Origin of the sequence: Candidatus Poriferisodalis sp. (assembly GCF_965215815.1) — a bacterium.
Lineage (GTDB): Bacteria > Actinomycetota > Acidimicrobiia > Acidimicrobiales > Poriferisodalaceae > Poriferisodalis.
The window spans coordinates 1138624-1159349 of record NZ_CBDCEO010000013.1 but is presented as its reverse complement, the minus strand read 5'-3'; the positions used below and the strand labels follow the sequence as shown (position 1 = coordinate 1159349).

Sequence of the window (20726 nt, the reverse complement as noted above, 5' to 3'; positions counted from 1 at the left end):
TAACCGGACGATTCCCGCACATGCAAGACCCGTACATGCAATGACCGAAGACAGTGATCTTGAGGTTGACGATCTGTGGCAGGCCATCGAGGCCTGCTACGACGCCGGCTGGACTGACGGGCTGCCGGTGGTGCCGCCGACCGAGCGGTTGGTGGACGCCATGTTGGCCGGGGGTGTCTGGGACGGTGACGAGGTGCTGTTGCGCGAGCCGGCGAGAGGCCTGGCAGTGAGCGCCCGCAAGGCCGCCGCCAATGCGGTGATGGCCGGGTGCCTGCCCGAGTACTTCCCGGTGGTAGGCGCTGCGCTTGCCGCGATGGGCACGCCGGAGTTCGAATTGCATGCGGTGGCGGCCAGCACTGGCGGTGCGGCCATTCTCATCGCCGTCAACGGGCCGATCCGTGACGAGATCGGCATCCACTACAAGGAGAATCTGTTCGGTCCGGGCTTTCGGGCCAACGCCACCATCGGCCGCACCGTGCGGCTGGTGCTGCGCAATTGCCTTGCGGCCATCCCCGGCAAGCTCGACAAGAGCACCCAGGGGTGGGCCGGCAAGTACGCGATGTGCTTCGGAGAGGACGAGGTGTCGAGCCCGTGGGAGCCGTATCACGTCTCGCTCGGCTACTCGCCGTCGGCCAGCACCGTCACGGTGATGGCTGCGGAGTCGGGCCACAACGTGCTCAACCATGCGTCGCCCGATCCTGAGGGTCTGCTGGGCACGTTCGCCGACACGATGTCGGCGTTCGGCTCGCTCAGCTCGGGGCGTTCGCTGGTCGTGTTCGCTCCAGAGCACGCCCGCAAGCTCGGGGCGGCCGGCTGGAGCCGGGGACAGGTGCAGGAATACCTGTTCGCCCACGCCACCCGGACCTATGCCGAGGTGAAGCGGGGCGGCAAGGTCGAAGCAGCCGGTAATGTGGCCGGTTTCCATGCCACCCAGTGGATGGAGACCGACCCGACGGTGCAGCCGGGCGACGAGGACATCTCGGTTCCCCGCGGCACCTGCCCCGGCGACATCGCACTCATGGTCGGCGGCGGCGATGCCGGCGGCCACTCGTCGTTCTTTCCCACCTGGAGCAGGGACCGCAGCGTTCCGCTCATCACCCAGGAGATCTTCGCGCCATGACCGTCACCCTGGTTGACCCGACGCTGCCCGCCGCCGGTTCGGGCGCCACGCTGGCGCTGCGGCCCGACACTCTGGAAGGCGCCGTCATCGGGCTGGTGAGCAACGGCAAGACACACGCCCCAGGGATCCTCCAACGTGTCGCCCAGAACCTGATCGACTCGCACGGCGCACGCGACGCCGTGCTGATGCTCAAGCCCACCGCCAACCTGCCGGCCGCCCCCGAAGAGGTGGAGGCGCTGGCCGCCGACGTGACAGCGATCATCGCCGCCATCGGCGACTGAGGCAGCTGCTCGTCGAGCAGTGTGCTCGACGCCGTCCACTTCGAAGAGCTGGGCGTGCCCGCCGCGGCCATCCTGACCGAGCCGTTCGCCAGCACTGGTCAGGCGATCGCCGAACTCGCAGGCTTCGCCGACTACCCGTTCGCCACGGTGCCCCACCCCATCGGCAGCTTGACCACGGCCGAGGCGATGGCCGTCGCCGATGCGGTGACCCCGTCCGTGCTGCGCCTGCTCACCAACGCCGACCCTCACCCGGTCAGCAACCGCGAACCGATCGGCGCCGACGCATCGAGATCATCGTCAACCGATTCCGCGCTCGCCGACGTCGTCGAAGAACTGGCCACGGTCCTGCGTGCGGATCGTGCCGACCTCACTGCCTCCGTCGCAGGACGCCACATCACCCTTCGCCTCCACATTCCCGACGAGGCCTGCGCAGAGTGCATCCTGCCCGCCTCAATGCTCGTGCCCATGTTCGGGCACCGCTTCGACACCGAACTCGGCCCCGGCTGGACCCTCACCCTCAACGACCCCCGCCAACCTCACGATTTGACACGCTAACTATCTCATCGCGTCAAATGGACACACATATGACACGCTGAGTCACTGGGATCGTTCCAGATCGAAGACGTGATGCCCCCTTAAGTCAGGCCACCAAGGGCGCTGTCGCAGCCTGCCTCATCGCCGTTCACCTAGATGATTAGTTCCAAGGTTTTAGTGGTCGTATGCGGTGAGTGAGCGTGCTGGTCGGGTGTGTCGGTAGGTCTCGTTGTGCCAGAAGGCGGCGGTGAGGGCGAGGAGGCGGGTGCCGATGCGCACGGCGATGCCGGCTTTGGTGCGTGCTTTGTGGCGTTCGAGGGTGAGCTGGCCTTTGAGGGTCTGGATGATCGATTCGATGATCTGGCGCAGGGGCCGCAGGAATCTGGCGCCGGGACGTGGGGCCTCGGTTCGGGTGGCGGGGCGCAGCAGGGTGATGCCGGCGTTGTTGAGGTCGGCCTCGAATGCTTTGGAGCGGTAACCCTTGTCGGCGATGAGGGTCTGGCCCGGCCGGGCGAGGTCGGCCGCGTCGATCATGTCTGCGCAGACGTCGCGTTCGTCGGCTTTCGCGCCGGCGAGCGCGAACGCGATCGGCAGACCTGAGGGTGTGGCGACAAGGTGCAGCCGCAGACCCCAGAACCAGCGGGAATGCGACGCGCAATAGCCGTATTCGGCCCATCCCGCGAGGTCAGAGCGCTTTTGGGTCTCGCGGCTTCGGCCGCACTCGACCGGGGTGGAGTCCACCAGCCACACGTCGTCGTGCCACGACTCGCACTCGCGTGCGAGGCATCCCATGACACCTGCGATCATGTCGCCGCTGCGCCGCAGCCGCTTGTTGTAGCCGTCGCGGTTGGGCAGATAGGGGAACCACGGCCCCAGATGCGCGTGGGCGAAGCGCACGAACTGCGACTCGTTGTCATAGCCCAGCAGCGCCGAGATCACCGCCAGAGTGACCAGCTCCGCGTCCGACAGCTTCGGGGCGAACCCCACCACAGGCCGCTCGGGAGCCCACCCAGGATTCTGCGCCAACAGGTCATCGATCCTCACATACAGTGCGGTCGCGAGGGTGTCCAAGTCCGGGTTCATGCTCCGGTCCTCCGAGATCGAGGTGTTGTTTCACACCCCGAGCTTGGACACCCTCACCCCACCACAGGTGGACCCGACCCCTTGGAACTAATCATCTAGGGTGACGCCCTGAATTCCGCCAAGCTTTCGCGGACAAGAGCGCGAACGGCATCTCGATCAGAACCGTTTGGCGCCGAATGGATCCCACGCTTGACGACGTACTCAGATTCATCACCCGTGAGCTGCAAGTCACCAGAAATCTCTTCTGCATTGAAGTACTTTGACAAGTGTCTCGCGCACCATTCGGGCACATCGCTTGCCGGAGAGGGCACTGACAATCCACACGGCCTCGTTGCCGGCTGCTGCTTGCGAAGCACCGTGTAGAACGTTGTTTCGTCGACTTCGAGCTGCTTCAGGACGCCTGACTTGAATTTCTTGCTGTAGTCCTTGTGGCCCCGAGAAATGATTGTGTGCAGCAGCTTCCCACCTACACGTTTGAAATACCTCTCGTGGCCGGATCCCTCTCGCTTGTCCCAACGATCATGTTGAACAAAACGTCGATGCTCGTCGGTGTCAATCTCGAATCACCCCCCGAAGAGTATCTCTGCAAGCATTGAGTTTCTGTCCGCTTGCTTGAGTCTGGTCACTAGCTCTTCACGCGTCTTGTGCGGATCCTCGTAACGCAAGAATTCGTACCAATCGACGATGTAATCGCGCACTTGGGACAGCAGATCGCCTTGCGCCTCGTCTACGTCAGAATCTTCTGTCAAGAGGCCCAGTTGATCCAGTGAGATCACGAAGACGCCGTCTCCCAGTTCGATCTTGGCTAGGCCGTCTGATTTAGCCCTGTAGCTGGGAAAGACTCTCGCCAAGATGTCACCATCGGAGATCCCACGGTTGTAATGGCGCAGCGCCAGGCCGAAGTTGCCTGTAGACAGCACATCGGCAACTGAGAGGTGGGATTCGATCTCATCAGATAGTTGCAAGGGCGTCCTCAGCCAGTGCCCAGGATCGCCTCCACGACACTGCACGAGATTGGCAAAGGCGGCAAGCTTGCACAGCGAGCCGAAGCGGCGATTGTCCGGCAGCGCCTGTCCGTTCCGCCACTTCCGCACGGCTTGTCGGCTGATCCCAGCGACGCTCGCGACGTCATTCCACGCGATGCCATAATCCGAGTTCAGAAGCTCCAAGAGCTCAGTCGTCGGACGTCTTCGATATGCCCGCGTCAACTGCTCCAGTTCGTCAACGGCTCCGAGGGGCTCCACCACTCCTGATCGTTCGCGAGCAGATCGATAGGGACCCGATAGCCACGGCAGCAGGGCCGAAGTCATCGACAAGCTGAGCGCATCATCAATCGCGTATGCGTGAGTACTGGCGTTACACCAGCGCTCAAACTGGCGACGATCTGTCGTCTGCGATGTCATGCTTCGCCTCTCAGCAGATTCATCGAAGCTGGCGTGAGTACTCGCAAGAACGACTCCTTGATCACTTCATGGAGCGAGTCGAGCTCGCGAAGAGCCGCATCCTCGCTTGCATGATCTTCGAATCGGCACCATCCGGTCCACTCCACGGCCAGGACACTGTCCTTTGGCTCTTCGTAGTGCACGCGTAGTGGGTGGTCGTCTGAGATTGCCGGCTCATAAGTAGGTGCCCACTCGATGTTGACGTGCTTGTTGTCGTCGAGGTGGAGCACGAGGCCTCCATAGTGTCCTTCCACATGGTCGAGAACCACATCTTCGGTAACGACAGGCAGGTTTACGTATTTCGTCCACTCGAAGAGATCTGTTGAAGACGGGGGGCGAATCTCGTCAAGGAAACGGACGGAGCTGTACTCGATTCCTCGTCCCTTGGCAACGTGCCCAAGGAGTGCCTCTACGACACCGCGAAATCGCTCCCAACGTTCGTACTGGACAGTCAAGACGTGCAGGCCATCTTGCAGGACGGTCACCAGATCGGCCTCATGCACGGCTGTAAACAGCTCGCCTTCTGACTTCTCAGCACTCGGAGACGAGAGCACGACGTTGTAGCTGGCATCGAGAACTGGCCTCAGGATCGCGTCGTGGTCCGAAGCGGTGAGCTTGCCATCGAAGCTCACGTAGGCATTGACCAGCCTGACGAACGGGTACGGAAAGACCTCACGCTCAGGGTCAACAACCAATGATGCTCCCACGGCCACTGCCGACGGCCTGACCCGACGACAACCAAAATGTTAACCAGATCTGAATGCGCTTGACGATACGCCATGGCGACGAGACTGGTCGAATTCTTTTCTCGTGCCAGTAGCGATCTAGGGTTGCGACATGAACGGTCAGCTGCTCGCGGGTACCAACAAGGGCGTCTTCATTGTCGATGGCGCGGGGTCGCAACAGACGCTCGAAGCTCGCCATGTCCGCGACCTCACCTTGGTTGACGACCGGCTTTTCGCGTCGGCAGCCCCGGGTCTGTACGCCAGCGATGACGGGGGTCGCACGTGGTCGGCACCTCAGCTCACCGGGTACGACGTGTGGCAGGTCCGGGCCGCCAGCAACGGTCTGCTCTATGCCAGCACCGAGCCGGCCCACCTGTTCCGAAGCGACGACCTGGGCGAGACCTGGACCGAGATCGAGTCGTTCGCCAACCTTCCTGAGGCGGCTGGGTGGTGCGTGCCCGTGGAGCCGCCCATGCCGGGGCGAGCCCGGGCTCTCGCCATCGACGAGGACGATCCGGACCGCATCTGGGTGGGCGTCGAGGTCGGCGGGGTGGCCCGCACACCCGACGCAGGCCAGACCTGGACGGTCGACCTGCCCGGCGACAATCCCGACATCCACATGATGTTCGCCCATCCCGCCGAGCCCGGTGTGCTGTTCATCAGCACCGGCTATGGCCGCTTCGACGGCGTCGCCGAAGAGCTCGAGGGCAACGCCGGCGTGTTCCGATCCGACGACTTCGGCGAGACATGGGCCTACGCCTGGAAAGGCGTCACGCCGCGCTACTCACGGCCGCTGTGCATCGACCGCCGCGACCCCTACAGCGTCACGGTCGCCAGCGCCCCCACCGCGTTCTCGCATTACAAGGACGACGGCGGAGCCCATGCAGCCCTCTACCGGTCTGACGACCACGGCCAGTCGTGGCGGTCACTCTGCGACAAGGCCCATTCGCCGTCGCCTGCCAATTTCCATGGCCTGATCGCCGACCATGAGAACGTGAGCGGCGTCCTGGTCGGCACCGACACCGGCGAGGTGTGGCGGGTGTCCGACGACGCCCAGTGGACCGCGCTCGGGTCCGGCCTCCCCCTCGTCTGGTCGCTGGCGGTGGTCTGACAGGACTCCTGGGAGCCGTGTAGATCCAGGACCTTGGAGGCCGAACGCATGAAGGACCGCTACGGCCTCGATCTCAGCACTTCGTCAGCGGCCGCCCGTGACGCGTATGTCGACGGCATCGATCGGATGCTCGCCGCCGAGGCCGGGGTCGAGGCCTCCCTCGCTGAAGCGCTTGAGGCCGACCCGGACTTCGCCCTCGCCCATGCCGCCATGGCCCGCCAGCACCAGCTCTACGTGCGGCCCGCCGAAGCTCAGGCCTCAGCAGAGGCCGCCGTTCGGCTGAGCGACGCGGCCACAGCAAGGGAACGCCAGCACGTCGAGATTGTCCGCCTGCTCGTGTCCGGCAAGGTCCCCCAAGGGCTCGACCTCATCGGCCAGCACGTCGCCGACTATCCCCGCGACGCGTTCGCGTTGTCGCCCGCGTGCGGCGTGTTCGGTGCCATCGGCTTCAGCGGTCGCATCGGCAGGGAAGCCGAGCTGCTCGCATTTCTCGAACCGCTCGCCATCCATTACGGCGACGACTGGTGGTTCGCGACCGTGCATGCGTTCGCGCTGATCGAGCAAGGGCAGTGGGACCGGGGCCGGCGGATGGCCGAACGGTCGCTCGAACAGCGGCCGACGAGCGGGCATGGCGTCCACACGCTGATACACGCGCTCTTCGAGGCCGGCGACGATGACGAAGCAGTCGATTTCCTCGACGGCTGGCTTCCCGCCTCCGACCGGTCGAGCGTGCTGCACTGTCACATCTGGTGGCACTACGCGCTGGCGCTGTTGGCGGTCGAGCGGTTCGATGCAGCTTGGCAGGCCTTTCGACACAACTGCCTGCCCGGCGCGACCACCAGCCCGCCGATCACCGTGTTCTCCGATTCCTCGTCGTTCCTGTGGCGTTTGGAGCTGGCCGGCAACCCGCGCGATCGAGACACCTGGGAGAGGGTGCGCGAGTTCTACGAGGAGAACTTTGCCCAGCCCATCGTGTTCGTCGATGCCCATCTCGGTCTCATGTACGCAGCACTGGGAGAGACCGAGCAATTGCAGGCCAGCATCTCGCTGCTGACCGAGCTCGGCGAAGCCGGCCGCTTGCCCGCCGAGACCACCGGGGCGACGCTCGCCCGGGCCTATGCCGCCTTCATCAATGAGCGGTGGTCGACGGTGGTCGATCTCCTCGAGCCGTTGATCGGTCAGGTCGTCCGCATCGGTGGCAGCCGGGCCCAGCGCGACCTCGTGACCAACACGCTGCTCGCGGCATACGTCAACGGCGACCGCATGGCCGAAGCCAGAGCCTTCCTGGAGCAGGTCGTCGACCGCCGACCCACACGGCCGGTCGCCGGCCTCGGTGTGCGCTGAGGGCGGTCGACAACAGCCGGTCCAAAGAAGTCTGTCCAAAGAACCGGTATGGCTGCTTGGATGCGCCCGAGTTGTCGCCAATCCAGCCGTAACGACATTTCAGAAAGCTTCGTCTCCGGAATTGTCGCTAACATCGAATTGAGCGACAACTCGAGGAAGTGAGACCGTGGGTCGGAACGAGCGACGATTTTGGGATGACCGAACCCTCACGTCTCGAGCGGCGCTGCCGTCCGATCCCGCGCAACTGATCTTCGATGCCTACGTCCCTCACCCAATCAGCGGCTGGGAACCCGACCTTCATGCCAGCACATGGAGACAGGTCTCGATGGCCACAGACCGATGCGCTGACCTCGCGAAGACGACGAGTACGCAAGCAGTTGCCTCGGAATGGCTCCTGGACCGAGCCGAGAGCATCGCCTCGAGCACAATCGAAGAAATCCGTCCGTCACCTCGCCGCGTCGCCCGAGCAGAGACGCAGATCAGCCTCTTCGGACAGCAGCCCGCGGACATAGAGATGCAAGCTCTGCGAAATGTTGCAGCGACGCAACGTGCGATTGATCTAGCGACATCCGGCGCTGACTTGACCGTCGCGGGGCTGTGCGACGTGCACGCGACACTGATGGGTGAGCAAGACCCCATCGCCGGCCAGATTCGCGATCACCAGAACTGGGTCGGTAGCGGCGCCTTTGGCGGGCCGCTTGACGCTCGGCACGTCGGGCCGCCGCCGGAGTTCGTCAACGAGCTGCTTGATGATCTCGTCGAGTTCATCAACGAGAAGGACGGGATCCCAATTGTCCGTGTAGCGATCGCTCATGCCCAGTTCGAGACGATCCATCCCTTTCCGGACGGAAACGGACGAACCGGGCGAGCGCTGATCCAGTACATGTACGTGCGTGAGGAAGTGATGAGCAACGGTGCGTTGCCTGTCAGTTCGTCGCTCATGTTGAACAAGGAGCGCTACTTCGACGCGCTTGACGGATTTCGCGTTGTCTGCGCGCCAGATGACCCAGAACGTTCCAAGGCGTATCAGCCATGGATCGAATTGCTCGCCCAGGCGACCGATCATGCATGCGTTTTGCGGAGGCGCTTGACCAAGCATGTTGAGGCGCTCTCGCAACGCTGGACGAATCAGGCTCGTGCAGCAGGCATCCGTACGTCAAGCGCTGCGTTCCGGTTGCTCAATGCGCTCCCGCAACACCCGGTCGTCACCGCAGAAAGCGCAGCCGAGCTGCTTTCGATCGAACAAAGAACAGCTCAGCGCGCCGTCGCTCGTCTTGGCGACCTGGGCATTTTGGAACAACGCAGCGCCGGCCGTCGCAACAGGGTCTTCGAGTGCGGCGACATGATGGACGCCTTCACCGAATCTGCACGCCAGCAGCCCGCCGCCAACCTCACGCTCGCGACTCCAGACGATGCCACGGCCACGGCAACTGCGGCGAAGGGAACCGCGCAGGACGGCGGTGGTGGCATCTGCGCCGCACCGACCCGCCGACAAAGGCCGTGCGGCCATCCACGTCCACGCCCGGGCGGGAAGTGCCCAGCGGGGCACCGTCGGAGTTGACGCAGCCCCGACGGTCTGGCGACAAGGAACACATCGCCAACGTTCACTGAGTTCACATCCGCCAGCTCGAAGCGGTGCTGTCGCGCACTCTGGCGCGCGCCTGGGGACTGGGCGCCGACACCGGCGAGGTGCTCGGCGCCCGCATGCGCACCGGTTCCGCCCAAACCACACCCCCAACAACCCGACGCGACCCCAACCCGCCACCGACCCGGGAACCCCGCGCTCACCAAAGGCCAATCGGTGGATTCAGGCTGGGAGCTAACAAAATTGCTGCCGCGAAAGTGTGATTTGACACGTACCAAAGCCTTGAAGAGTTGCTATAGGTTTCATGGGTATATGAATCCAATTCACCAAACAAGCGGAATCACCGGCTGCTGTGAGCGCTCAGGGGATGTCGCGGTCCACAACAGCTTCGTGCAGGACCTGGCGGCGACGGGCCACACCGACCTCCACAACCGCCCGCTCCGAGCGGGCTGATCCAAGGGGACATCAATGGAACGCAAGAATTTGATCCGCTCCGCCCTTATTGTCGGGGGGGGGCATCCCGCCGCGTCATCAGGCTTGCCCCACTGTTGCTGGCAGCGGTGGCAGTACTGGCAGTGATCTCGAATCCCCTGCAGACCGCCTCGGCCCACGTTAAGGACGACCACACACACGTCTGTACCAGCCCGCCGGCCGCCAGCTGCCCCAGTTACGAAGACGACGTCCCGGCGGAGATCACCATCTGGTCAACGACCATGACGGTGGGAATAGGTGGCTTTACCTCAGGCTCCACAACTCAAGAGACTACGGGGTATAGCGAAAATATCGGCAGTCTTAGCTCCACCGAATTCACATACAGTGGAACGACCTATACGGTAACCCTACTCTATCTCGATAAAACGACATTCTCCGGTTCCGTAATCAGCGACACGCTCTCTATCGTGCTAAACGCCTTGATCCCATCCCAGTACGAACACAAGGTCGTACTCGAACTAAACGGAACAAAATTCCCACTGGCAGACGCAATTAAAGGTACCAACAATTACCAATGGGTCGGCCACGGCCTCACCTGGACGGATAACGAATCCGTCACGGTAAAGCTCACCGAGCCCCCAACGCCGAACGCTTACGGCTACAGGACCATCTGGTCGGCATTGATGACGGCGGAGCAACATCCAACTGTAACTACCCGCTACGGATACTCCATTGAAAGTTACGGCGAAATAACCAACAACCTGATCGTGGACGGGCGGGACGAGACCGTAACAATCGGAACTAAAGACCAGCTCCGGTTCCCCTGGACTGGGTTTGAAATCGTGAGGTTGAACAATCCTGGCAGTTCTGCTACCGATCTCGTTTTTGATTCAGACTCCTACCCAAGTGCTGATGAAGTCGCCGGGTGGACGCTGGTGCTTGACGGGAAGGAGTTGCCGTTCGCGAACGCTACAAACGACGCATTGACACCTCACCTATGGTCCTTTTCCTACGCTCCGGGCTGGACCGCTGGAGACCAAGTGTTGGTCTCCATCCGCACCAAAGACGTACAGAACCGTTTCGGTCAGGTAGCCCTCAAGGCAAGAAGAAGTATAAGCAGAGGTGGTAACGACAACATCGTCTACGGAAAAACCCATTACACGTACGCAAGAGAAGACAGCGGGTTCGGCCCAGGAGAGTCATGGGATCTGCAGAATCTGCGGGTAAAAACCGATAAAACCGGCGACACGGACCCGGTCTGGATCACTGCCACATTCACAGCGCCGAACGCATCTGTCGCCTGGCCGGGGTACTGGGAAGGCGAGTTCGAGCACTTCCACACGCTGTTCCTCAGGTGGATTTACCAGGTCGACGGCGTAGGCGAGGGCGCAGCCACGTACACGCTCCCGCTCAGAACGGCCGCTACCGAAGGCGGCGTCCGGCTGGACAGGTCGGGCCGCGACATCACCTTCACATGGGTGCGCACGTACAAGGAATTCCAAGACAGACACCTGGACCTGGCAAACCACACCACCATCTTCGCCGACATGCTGACCGCCCCACGGCCGGTCACGGCCAGAAGCACGTTAACCAGCCAGAACACCGGCAATCAGCAAGGCCTGCACCAGCGGCAAGGCCTGTACACCCCGGCTCCGACCGTGACGTCAGCCGAGTTCACCTCAAGCCCAGGGGATGACCAAGTCTACGGCCCGTGGTCAATCATCCAGGCTACCCTCACCTTCGACCAGGACGTAACGGTCGGGTACGTCGGGTCCAAGCGCAACGCCGCCAGCCTGGAGCTGGAGATGAACGGCGAGACAAAGACCGCCTACTACGAACGGACCGAAGGCAACAAGGTCATTTTCGAATATACGGTCCTGCCCGGCGATGAAGCGCCGGTGGCCCTCAGACTCCCGATAAACAGCCTGAAGCTGTTCTCAGAACGGGGCCACCACCGCGACGACTCGATCCGCAACTCCGAGGGCACCGACGCGGTCCTGGACCACAATGGGATCCTCAGCACGAAGCACCGGGTGGACGCAGTAGACCCGGAGTTCTCCAGCGCCGAAGTGTCCAATGACGGCGCCCAAGTAATGGTCACCCTGACCGAGGACATCAAGTCTCCGTCGATCCTGAGAGCCTTCGGACTGCAGACCGGCCTGCTCCAGAGCCTGGCCCTCGACGTCTGGGTGGACGGCGAATTGCCCGTTCGCAGCGACGCAACGGTCTCTGGAGACACCGTCACCCTGACCATGTCGGAGCCCATCACCGAGGGCCAGACGGTGACCGTCTCCTACAACAACCTGTTCACGAACAGCGAGCCCATCTTCAGCGACCTCCACGGCAACAACCTGCTCGCCTTCACCAAGCAGCCGGCCGCGAACCACTCCACGGTTGCCGACGTGACCCAGCCCGGAGGCGGACTGGCGCTCAGCCGGACTGACCTCATCATCAAGGAAGGGTCCACCGGTACCTACACCGTGGTACTGACGTCCCAGCCCACCAACGACGTCACCGTATCCGTCGACGATCACCCGCCAGGGCGGGCAACAGTGAGCCCATCCAGCCTCACCTTCACCGCTGAGAGCTGGAACACGCCCCAGACGGTGACAATCAGTTCTGCAGAGGACTCGAACTACCTCGACCGGTGGGTGATGCTCCGGCACACGGCCACGGGCGACAACTACCGGGCCACTGCCGCTGCGTGGCTGATCCTGCGCGACAACTACAACCTGACGACGACCACGCCGAATACGCCGGCCGCCGGCAGCCCCACCATCAGCGGCACCCCCGAGGTGGGGCAGACACTCACGCTGGACATCTCGTCAATCACCGACGCCGAGGGCTTGACCAACGCCTACTACACCTACCTGTACCAGTGGCTCCGCAATGGCGCCGAGATCCGGGATGCCACGGACACCTCCTACACCCTGGTCGACGCAGACGAAGGCGAGACCATAAAGGTCAAGGTCTCCTTCACCGACGACGCGAACAACGCGGAAAGCCGCACCAGCGCGGCGACGGTGGCAGTGGCGCCCCGGCCAAACAGCGCGCCGACAGGGGCGCCCGCCATCGACGGGACGCCCCAGGTGCGCCGGACACTGATGGTGGACACATCGGAGATAGCCGACGCAGACGGCATGGAAACCGCCGTCTTCAGATACCAGTGGCTCGCCGCCACTGACTTCGCCACGCTGGAATTCCACGGAGAGACGAGCCCGACCTACACACTGGGCCCAGCCACCGAGGGCCTGGCGATACAGGTCAAGGTCTTCTACACCGACGACCGCGGCCACACCGAGACCCTGACCAGCGCGGCCACGGAGGCGGTGATAGCGGCCGAGCCGAATTCTGAGCCCACGGGCCTTCCCACAATCGACGGCACGCCCCAGGTAGGCGAGACACTGACGGCGGACACCTCGGCCATTGGTGACGCCGACGGGTTGGACAACGTGTCCTACAGGTACCAGTGGGTCGCCAGCCAGTCGGTCATCGACGCCGGCACCGGAGTCGCCTACATCCTTACGCTTGAAATACCGGACCAGACGGGTTCCACCTACACACTGGCCCCAGCCGACGAGGGCTGGACTTTCGAGGTCAAGGTCTCCTTCACCGACGACGCTGGCAACGCCGAGTCCCTGACCAGCATGGCCACAACGGCCGTAGCCGACCACGACGGCAGCCTGCTTACGGCCAGCTTCGCGAATGTGCCAGCCGACCACGACGGCAGCAACTTCACCTTTGGCCTGAACTTCAGCGAAAACGTGAACGCCGGCTACGCCAGGATCCGCGACGACGCGTTCACCGTCAGCGGCGGCACCATCGCCAGCGCCAGCCGGATGACCCAGGGCAGCAACCAGGGCTGGACCGTGGAGGTGGACCCCGACGGAAACGGCCCCGTAAGCATCACCCTGCCCGAAACCACCGACTGCGACGCCAGCGGCGCAATCTGCACGCATGACAGCACAAAACTGTCCCAGTCCACATCGGCGACAGTGGCCGGGCCACCCGCCATAGCCATCAGCGACGCCACCGTCACCCGCACCATCGAGAACGGCGAATCGTCTTCGGGAACACAGGAGGACCCACCGGCCGAAGACCCGCCGGCGGAGACGCCGGCGGTACTCCTCACCGCCAGCTTCGGCAACATGCCAGCTACCCATAACGGCGCCGCCTTCACCTTCGACCTGACCTTCAGCGAGGAGTTCGGAATCAGCTACGTGACTCTGCGGGACAACGCCTTCAGTGTTACGACCGGCGATGTGACCAGTGCCCGACGGCTGACCCAGGGGAGCAACATCGGGTGGACCATCACCGTGACGCCCGACTCGGCCGCCGATGTGACCATCGTCCTGCCCGTGACCACGGACTGCAACGCCAACGGGGCCGTCTGCACCGCGGACGCCCGGATGCTGTCCAACCGGCAGGAGTTCACCGTCTCCGGGCCGGGCGAATAGACCGGGATGCCACGTCTGAGGCAGTTCGCAGACGACATGCTCGGTGTTCCTCTTCAAGATCTGTGCGACGCTACGCCCGGTTGATCTGGTGGAGCTGACGGGACTCGAACCCGTGACCCCCTGCTTGCAAAGCAGGTGCTCTTGCCATCTGAGCTACAGCCCCAAGGAGTCGAAGGGCTGTGAGGGTACCGGCCAGCGTGCCCCGTAAATCCGTGCCAATGCAGCGAAACCGCCGGGTCGGGCTGGCACAGGGCAGGCTTGTGGGTTGGTGCCCGACACATCAGATCTGACGCCCTCCGGGGAATCTGCGGACCCCGCAGCCCCGTGGTCGGTCGCGGCGGCGGCGTTCGCTGCGAACTTCGTGACCTTCGGGATCCTCTTCTCGTTCGGGGTGTTCCTGACGCCGATTGCCGACGACTTCGGTACCACCACTGGGCCCGTGGCTGCGCTGTTCTCCACGGCCATCTGCACCTACTACCTCGGCGGTGCGATCGGGGGTCGGATCGGCGACCGCTTCGGCGCTCGACCGCTGGTGGCGGTGGCCGCGCTGGCCATGTCGGGCGGTTTGCTCGGGACCGCCTGGTCGACGGCGCTGTGGCAGACCTACGCGGCCTTCGGCGTGCTTGTCGGGCTGGCCACGGGGTTCTGCTATCCCTCGATGATCGGCCTGATCGGGCGCAGCTTCAGCGAGCGGCAGCGTCCGGCGGCGATGGGGTTCCTGCTCGTCGGCGTCGGTGCGGGGACGCTGGTGATGCCGTGGCTGGGCCACCAGCTGATCTCGGTGATCGGGTGGCGGCAGACGTATGCGGTGCTGGCTGCGGTGGCGCTCGTGGTCATCGGCTGGGCCGCCACACGGGGCGACCGGGTTCGCACGTCGGGCGCCCGGCTGATGCGCATCTCGTTGCTGGCACGGTCGCGCCGCTTCCTGCTGTTCTTCGCGGCCGTCGTTGCGATCGGGCCGGGTTTCTACGCGCCGGTCGCGTTCTACAACGACTACGCGATCGACGCCGGGGTGGCGGCCGGGCTGGCCGCCGGACTGATTGGCATTTCCGGGGCCACGAGCGTTGTCGCCCGCCTGGCGTGCGGGGCGCTGGGCAATCGGGTTGATCCGATGTGGCTGTGCCGTTTCGCGTTCGCCTGCCTGACTGCTGCGCTGGCGATCTGGTGGGTATCGGGTGGCAGTGCGGCGGTGCTGGTCATCAGTGCTGTGACTCACGGTGTGGGCTGGGCGGTGTGGGTGACCGCCACGCCGTCGGTGCTGGCTGCGTGGTACGGCGTGGAGAACCTCGGCGGCGTCATCGGCATCTATTACACGGGCCTGGGGGTCGGCGGGCTGGTCGGCCCTGCGGTGTGCGGTTTCGTGATTGATGCCGCCGGCTTCGGGCCCGCCATAGCGCTGGTCACCGTCACCAGCCTGATTGCGCTGGGCCTGCTGGCGCTGCCGATGCGGGACGGGGCGGCTGCAAGTTCAGGTTGAACTCGAGACCCAACCGGCCCAGCAGCACGCCGCGTCGGGCACCGCGCCAAACGACTCGACTGGCACCCGTCTGCTAGGAAACCCCGCATGAACATGCCTGCCATTTCCCTGGCCGCAGTGCGCGGCCGTCGTGAGCGCACCCTCGAGATCGCCGCCGAGATCGAGCAGCGAGGCTTCAGCGGGATTTTCTGCCCGTCGATGGGCGACCCCGTCGCGCTGTGCCAGTCGATCGCCCACGCCACGAACGAGATCGTCTTCGGGACGTCGGTGCAACCGATCTACTTCCGCAACCCCGTCGACATGGCGTCGACCGCTGCGTTCATTCACGAGATCTCCGGCGGGCGGTTCCGGCTGGGCCTCGGCGTGACGCACGGGCCGGTGCACGATCGTCTGGGCATCACGCCGGGCAAGCCGCTTGCGGACACGCGGGACTACATCGCCGCCATGGAGGCGGCCTCGCAGCAGCACGGCGCGCTGCCGCCGATCGTGCTGGCCACGCTGCGCCAGCGCATGGCCGAGCTGTCAGCGGAGATCAGCTCGGGGGCGGTGTGGGCGAATGCAAGCTGCAACGACTTCGCCAACTCGGTGGCGCACCTCGGCGATGCCGGCCAGCAGGACGACTTCTTTGTGGGGAACATGATTCCCACGGTCATCGATGACGATCGGGCGGCTGGGGCGGCTCGCAACCGCAAGACGCTGTCTGGTTACGTGGCGCTGCCGAACTACCGAAACTACTGGAAGCAGGCCGGGTGGGTCGATGAGATGGAAGCTGTCGAGGCCGCCACTGCGGCAGGCGATACCGAGGCGTTGCATCGGGCGATGACCGACGACTGGCTGTCGAACGCGACGCTGTATGGCTCGGCTTCGCAGGTGCGGGACGGGGTCGAGGCGTGGTTCGACGCTGGGTGCAAGACGCCGATCCTGGTGCCGTCGAGCACGAGCGGCGGCCAGCTCAAGGCGCTCGAGGAGATGTTCGACGCGTTTGACTGATCCGCGGGGCGCGGCGGCGATGCCTGCCAGCCTCGACTGCCCAGACTTTGTGCAGAAATGCCGCCACACACGGCAAATCTGCACAAAGAGGACGTGACCATCGTTTCTCGAACCGTGACCCATCCGCTCGATCTCTTACGCTGCGGGGCATGCACATTGAGCTGTTCGGATTCGACACAGGCCCTGCGCGTTTCGAGGCCAGCATCCGCGATGCCGCGGAGCAGGGCTTCAGGCGCTACTGGACCCCGCAGATCTTCGGCCATGACGCGCTGACCACCATTGCGGTGGCTGGCCGTGATGTACCGGACATTCGCATGGGGACCGCGGTGGTGCCCACCTACCCGCGCCATCCGATGATGCTGGCCCAGCAGGCGCTCACCACCCAGGCCGTCATCGGCGGGCGGCTGGACCTGGGCATCGGCCCGTCGCACAAGCCCGTGGTGGAGGGCATGTGGGGCTACTCCTTCGACCGGCCTATTGCGCACATGCGCGACTACCTGACGATCTTGACCAAGCTGCTGACGGACCGGCGCGTCTCCCACGGCGGCGATGCCGTGGTGGGGCGTGGCGAGATCACTCCCCCGGCTGCGGACGCGCCGCCCGTGTTCGTCGCTGCGCTCGGCAGCCAGATGCTGCGCCTGACCGGCCGCATGGCCGACGGCACGTTCACCTGGATGACGGGGCCGGCGACGCTGCGGGACCACACCGCGCCGACCATCAACGAAGCGGCCGCCGAGGCCGGCCGTGCCGCGCCGCAGGTTGTGGCCGGCTTCCCGGTGTGCGTGACTGACGACGTCGACACCGCCCGGGCGCGGGCCGCCAAGGACTTGGTGGTGTACGGCACCCTGCCGAGCTACCGGGCCATGCTCGATCGGGAAGGTCTCAGCGGGCCCGAGGACATCGCCATCATCGGAAGCGCCACCGAGGTGGCCGACCGCATCAGCGCCATGGCGGACTGCGGCGTGACCTCATTCGCCGGCTTGGCCTTCGGCACCCTCGATGAGCAGGCCGACACCCGCAAGACCCTCATCGGCCTGCTCAGCTAACGCCGGCGCTGGGAGCGCTGGTGGCGCTGGTGGCGCTGATGGCGCTGCACACCAGACGGTGACGCAGACCAAGAAGCAGCTATCGGTGCCTGTCGCTACCGGCTGGGATAGTTGCGGAGGGTAATGGGCACCCGAAACAGCACCCGGCGCCAGACATCCAAGACCGCCGCACGCCAAATGGTCGCGCAAGCCAAGAAGCCTGTGCAGCGGTGATCCCGTGTCACTGCGCGAACCGTGCCACAACGCGATTCCGAGCCCGACGCTGACGCTGATTTCGCGGCTGGCCGTCGCTGTGAGCGCTCAGGGGATGTCGCGGTCGATGCTCGGTGAAAGTCGCGGTGGGGTGTGGGGGTTGCGCTGGTGTCAATTCGGATTCGGTGATGCCGTTGCGGGGTTGTTTCAAGGCCTTCGTGTAACACCCCATATTTACAGTCACTGTCATGAAGCGCTCAGACGTTCGCAGCGATTCGGCGGCGGGCATGCCGACTGGCTCGATCCCGGCGAACGACGCGGCCGTGACCGTTCTACCCGCGCTGTCGTCGCCGGTTGCGCCCGAGTCGCTTCGGGTTGAGCCGGCCAATCCCGTGCCGCCGATCGAACCCACGCCACATCGAGCCGAACCCGTGCCGCCGATCGAACCCACGCCACATCGAGCCGAACCCGTGCCGCCGGTTGCGCCCGAGTCGCTTCGGGTTGAGCCGGCTGAGCCGGTGCCGCCGGTTGAGGGTGTGTTGTCGGTGCTGTGCGGGGCGCGTGACGTTGTCGCTCGGGCCTCGCGGGTGCCGTTGGGCGATGCGGACTGCGACATGCTCGGCGATGTCGTTGATGTTGCGTCTCGGCTGCGTTCGGCCGCGGACGCGGTGGTGCTCTCAGCAACTGCTGCGCTCGAAGCCGCCCGACCTGGGTCGGGTCGAGTCGCGCTGGTGGGCCGGGCGCGGCTGAGCAGGCGCAACGCCAAGCGAACCGTTGAGTCCAGCGAACAGATCGCCCAGATGCCCAATGTGGCACGGGGCCTGGCCGCTGGAGCGCTCACAGCCGAGCATGCCCAAGTGCTCGCCGACGCTGCACGGCGTACCAGCCCCGACGCGGTCGACACCGCTGCTGAGCTGCTCGAAGCCGCCGCGGTGGTGTCGCCTGAGAAGCTGCGCGAACAGGCCAAAGCGTTCGTGGCGCGTCACGATCCTGCCGCTGTGGAGTGCGAGCTGGGCCGTCAGCGCCGAGAGCGCTGCGCGTCGCTGTTCGTCGATGAGTCCACCGGGATGGGCGTGCTGCACGCCGAGTTCGACCCGGTCAGCTTCGCGCTGATGCGCCAAGCGCTCGAGACCTACAACGACGCCCTGTGGCGTCTCGACGGCGGACGCGACGCCACACCGAGCCAGATCCGCGACAACCGCCAACGCCTCGCCGACAGCCTCTTCGAGATGATCACCGACCGCAACGCCCTGGCCACCATCGACCACCCCGCCGCCCACCCCCCCAACACCGCCCGCCCCCCACAAACCAACGACAAACACCGCAAACACAACGACACCGACCGCGACCACAACAGCGATACCGGCCGGGGCCACCGCAGCGACGCCGACCGCGACGGACACAGCGACGGTGACCACGGCGGATATCGCGAAGGCGACCACGGCGGACACAACGACACCGACCGCGACCACAACAACGATCACGGGCCCGACCGCAACAGCGCCGCCGACCGTGGCGGACACAACGTTGCCGGGCAAGGCCACAACAACGATGTTGGCCACGACGCACATAGCGACGCCGACCACGGCGGACACAACGACACCGACCGCGACCACAACAACGATCACGGGCCCGACCGCAACAGCGCCGCCGACCGTGGCGGACACAACGTTGCCGGGCAAGGCCACAACAACGATGTTGGCCACGACGCACATAGCGACGTCGACCACGGCGTACTTAGCGTTCGCGGCCCCGGCCACTACGCACAGGCCCGCGACCGCACCGAACGCCCACGCCATGGCGGTGCCGGCGAGGCGAGGCACGGCTCGGGCGGCGACGTCCCCGACAGCCCGGCGGGCCGTTCGATCGATCGATGGCGGCCTGCCCAGGCACCCAACCAGCTCATCGTCATCGCCGAGATCGGCGTCATCGACGGCACCAAACCCGACGGAACCTGCGAACTCCTCGGCGCCGGACCCGTCCCGCCCGCGATCCTCGACAACCTCTCACCCGACACCCGCATCCGCGGCGCACTGTTCGACACCAACGGAGAAATCCTGTGGCTCGGACGCAGCCGCAGACACGCCAGCGCCGCCCAGCAACTCGCCGTCGCGATACGCGACCGCGGCTGCGTGCTGTGCCGCGCACCCATGCACCGCTGCCACGACCACCACATCAACGAATGGGCCGCCGACAACGGCACCACCGACATCCCCAATCTCGCAGCCCTCTGCAACGACTGCCACAACAAACTTCACAACAACAACGAACGCCTCGAACGCCGCACAGCCCCACGCCGCTGGAGCACCACACCGCGCACCAACACCACCAGCCAGACCAACTACACAACGGCCAAAGGACCACCGTGACCGTGATCCCAGCAGCGACCTCAGGGCATTGCTCTGCGTCTGACTTCGCCACGGAGGGCCCGATCGACGACACAACACCGACAGGACCACCGTGACCGTGATCCACCCCCTCGCGGCTGGCGACACACCCACCGACGCCAACCCCAACGACACACCCGGCAGCGCGAACGACACCCCTACCAACACCACACCGAGCAGCAGCGCGAACGATTGTGGTCACAGCACTAGCAACGACAGTGCCAACGCAACGCGGAGCCTTCGCGCACCGGGAGTGCTTGACCCCCGACGAGTTCCCCGACTAGCAACGACAGTGCCAACGCAACGCGGAGCCTTCGCATTCAAACGCGACTATGCGAGATTGCAGACCGCCTAGAAACGTCGATTTCTTGCGGCGTTTCGGGCCATCGTCGCGGACGTGCAAGCAATGGAGACGGCTGAACGCGACAAATTCAGAACTGGCCTACGAGTGAAGCCGTTACCGATATCCCCGACGTACTTCAACCGATATGACCCCCACCCCACCCCAGAGCGCGACCAA

At 64.7% G+C, this 20726-nt stretch carries 13 protein-coding genes and 1 tRNA gene; 10 read left to right on the top strand and 4 right to left on the bottom strand.

The window, feature by feature from the left end; all coding sequences use genetic code 11:
* Positions 1-40: 40 nt before the first annotated feature.
* Together ACOOHB_RS15315 and ACOOHB_RS15310 are read left to right on the top strand one after the other, a co-directional pair.
* Positions 41-1120, top strand: a complete 1080-nt coding sequence (locus tag ACOOHB_RS15315) for a hypothetical protein (RefSeq protein WP_420445678.1) — start codon at positions 41-43, stop codon at positions 1118-1120.
* Positions 1117-1956 carry a UGSC family (seleno)protein gene (locus ACOOHB_RS15310; RefSeq protein ID WP_420445677.1) on the top strand — a complete coding sequence of 280 codons (840 nt, stop codon included), beginning with the start codon at positions 1117-1119 and terminating at the stop codon, positions 1954-1956. The genes ACOOHB_RS15315 and ACOOHB_RS15310 overlap by 4 nt, the downstream gene beginning before the upstream one ends.
* 153 nt (positions 1957-2109) lie before the next feature.
* Here ACOOHB_RS15310 and ACOOHB_RS15305 read toward each other — a convergent pair whose 3' ends face one another.
* The 3 genes from ACOOHB_RS15305 to ACOOHB_RS15295 form a co-directional block, all read right to left on the bottom strand.
* Positions 2110-3018: an IS982 family transposase gene (locus ACOOHB_RS15305; RefSeq protein WP_420445676.1), complete on the bottom strand. Its 909-nt coding sequence runs from the start codon at positions 3016-3018 to the stop codon at positions 2110-2112.
* 563 nt (positions 3019-3581) lie between these two features.
* Positions 3582-4421 carry a hypothetical protein gene (locus ACOOHB_RS15300; protein ID WP_420445675.1) on the bottom strand — a complete coding sequence of 280 codons (840 nt, stop codon included), beginning with the start codon at positions 4419-4421 and terminating at the stop codon, positions 3582-3584.
* The gene (locus ACOOHB_RS15295) at positions 4418-5167 is read right to left on the bottom strand and encodes a TIGR04255 family protein (protein WP_420445674.1); all 750 of its coding nucleotides are present in this window, start codon (positions 5165-5167) and stop codon (positions 4418-4420) included. The genes ACOOHB_RS15300 and ACOOHB_RS15295 overlap by 4 nt, the downstream gene beginning before the upstream one ends.
* Before the next feature lie 130 nt (positions 5168-5297).
* Between ACOOHB_RS15295 and ACOOHB_RS15290 the strand changes: the two genes are divergently transcribed.
* The 4 genes from ACOOHB_RS15290 (at position 5298) to ACOOHB_RS15275 (ending at position 14114) form a co-directional block, all read left to right on the top strand.
* The gene (locus tag ACOOHB_RS15290; RefSeq protein ID WP_420445673.1) at positions 5298-6296 is read left to right on the top strand and encodes a hypothetical protein; all 999 of its coding nucleotides are present in this window, start codon (positions 5298-5300) and stop codon (positions 6294-6296) included.
* Between the two features lie 48 nt (positions 6297-6344).
* The gene (locus tag ACOOHB_RS15285) at positions 6345-7640 is read left to right on the top strand and encodes a tetratricopeptide repeat protein (RefSeq protein WP_420445672.1); all 1296 of its coding nucleotides are present in this window, start codon (positions 6345-6347) and stop codon (positions 7638-7640) included.
* A gap of 325 nt (positions 7641-7965) precedes the next feature.
* On the top strand, positions 7966-9201 hold the full coding sequence (locus ACOOHB_RS15280; RefSeq protein ID WP_420445671.1) for a Fic family protein: 1236 nt from the start codon (positions 7966-7968) through the stop codon (positions 9199-9201).
* A 584-nt stretch (positions 9202-9785) separates the two neighbouring features.
* The gene (locus ACOOHB_RS15275) at positions 9786-14114 is read left to right on the top strand and encodes a hypothetical protein (RefSeq protein WP_420445670.1); all 4329 of its coding nucleotides are present in this window, start codon (positions 9786-9788) and stop codon (positions 14112-14114) included.
* 86 nt (positions 14115-14200) lie between these two features.
* Here the strand turns inward: ACOOHB_RS15275 and ACOOHB_RS15270 are convergent.
* Positions 14201-14277: transfer RNA gene (locus tag ACOOHB_RS15270), tRNA-Ala, on the bottom strand.
* A gap of 105 nt (positions 14278-14382) precedes the next feature.
* On the opposite strand from ACOOHB_RS15270, the gene ACOOHB_RS15265 reads away from it, so the two are divergent.
* From ACOOHB_RS15265 to ACOOHB_RS15250, 4 genes are all read left to right on the top strand, one after another.
* Complete coding sequence (locus ACOOHB_RS15265) at positions 14383-15591, top strand: MFS transporter (RefSeq protein WP_420445669.1); 1209 nt, start codon at positions 14383-14385, stop codon at positions 15589-15591.
* 87 nt (positions 15592-15678) lie between these two features.
* Positions 15679-16581 (top strand): LLM class flavin-dependent oxidoreductase, encoded by a 903-nt coding sequence (locus ACOOHB_RS15260; protein WP_420445668.1) that lies wholly within the window; start codon positions 15679-15681, stop codon positions 16579-16581.
* 149 nt (positions 16582-16730) lie between these two features.
* The gene (locus ACOOHB_RS15255) at positions 16731-17627 is read left to right on the top strand and encodes a TIGR03564 family F420-dependent LLM class oxidoreductase (protein ID WP_420445667.1); all 897 of its coding nucleotides are present in this window, start codon (positions 16731-16733) and stop codon (positions 17625-17627) included.
* Positions 17628-18067: 440 nt separating this feature from the next.
* Complete coding sequence (locus ACOOHB_RS15250) at positions 18068-20188, top strand: HNH endonuclease (protein ID WP_420445666.1); 2121 nt, start codon at positions 18068-18070, stop codon at positions 20186-20188.
* Positions 20189-20726: the final 538 nt, after the last annotated feature.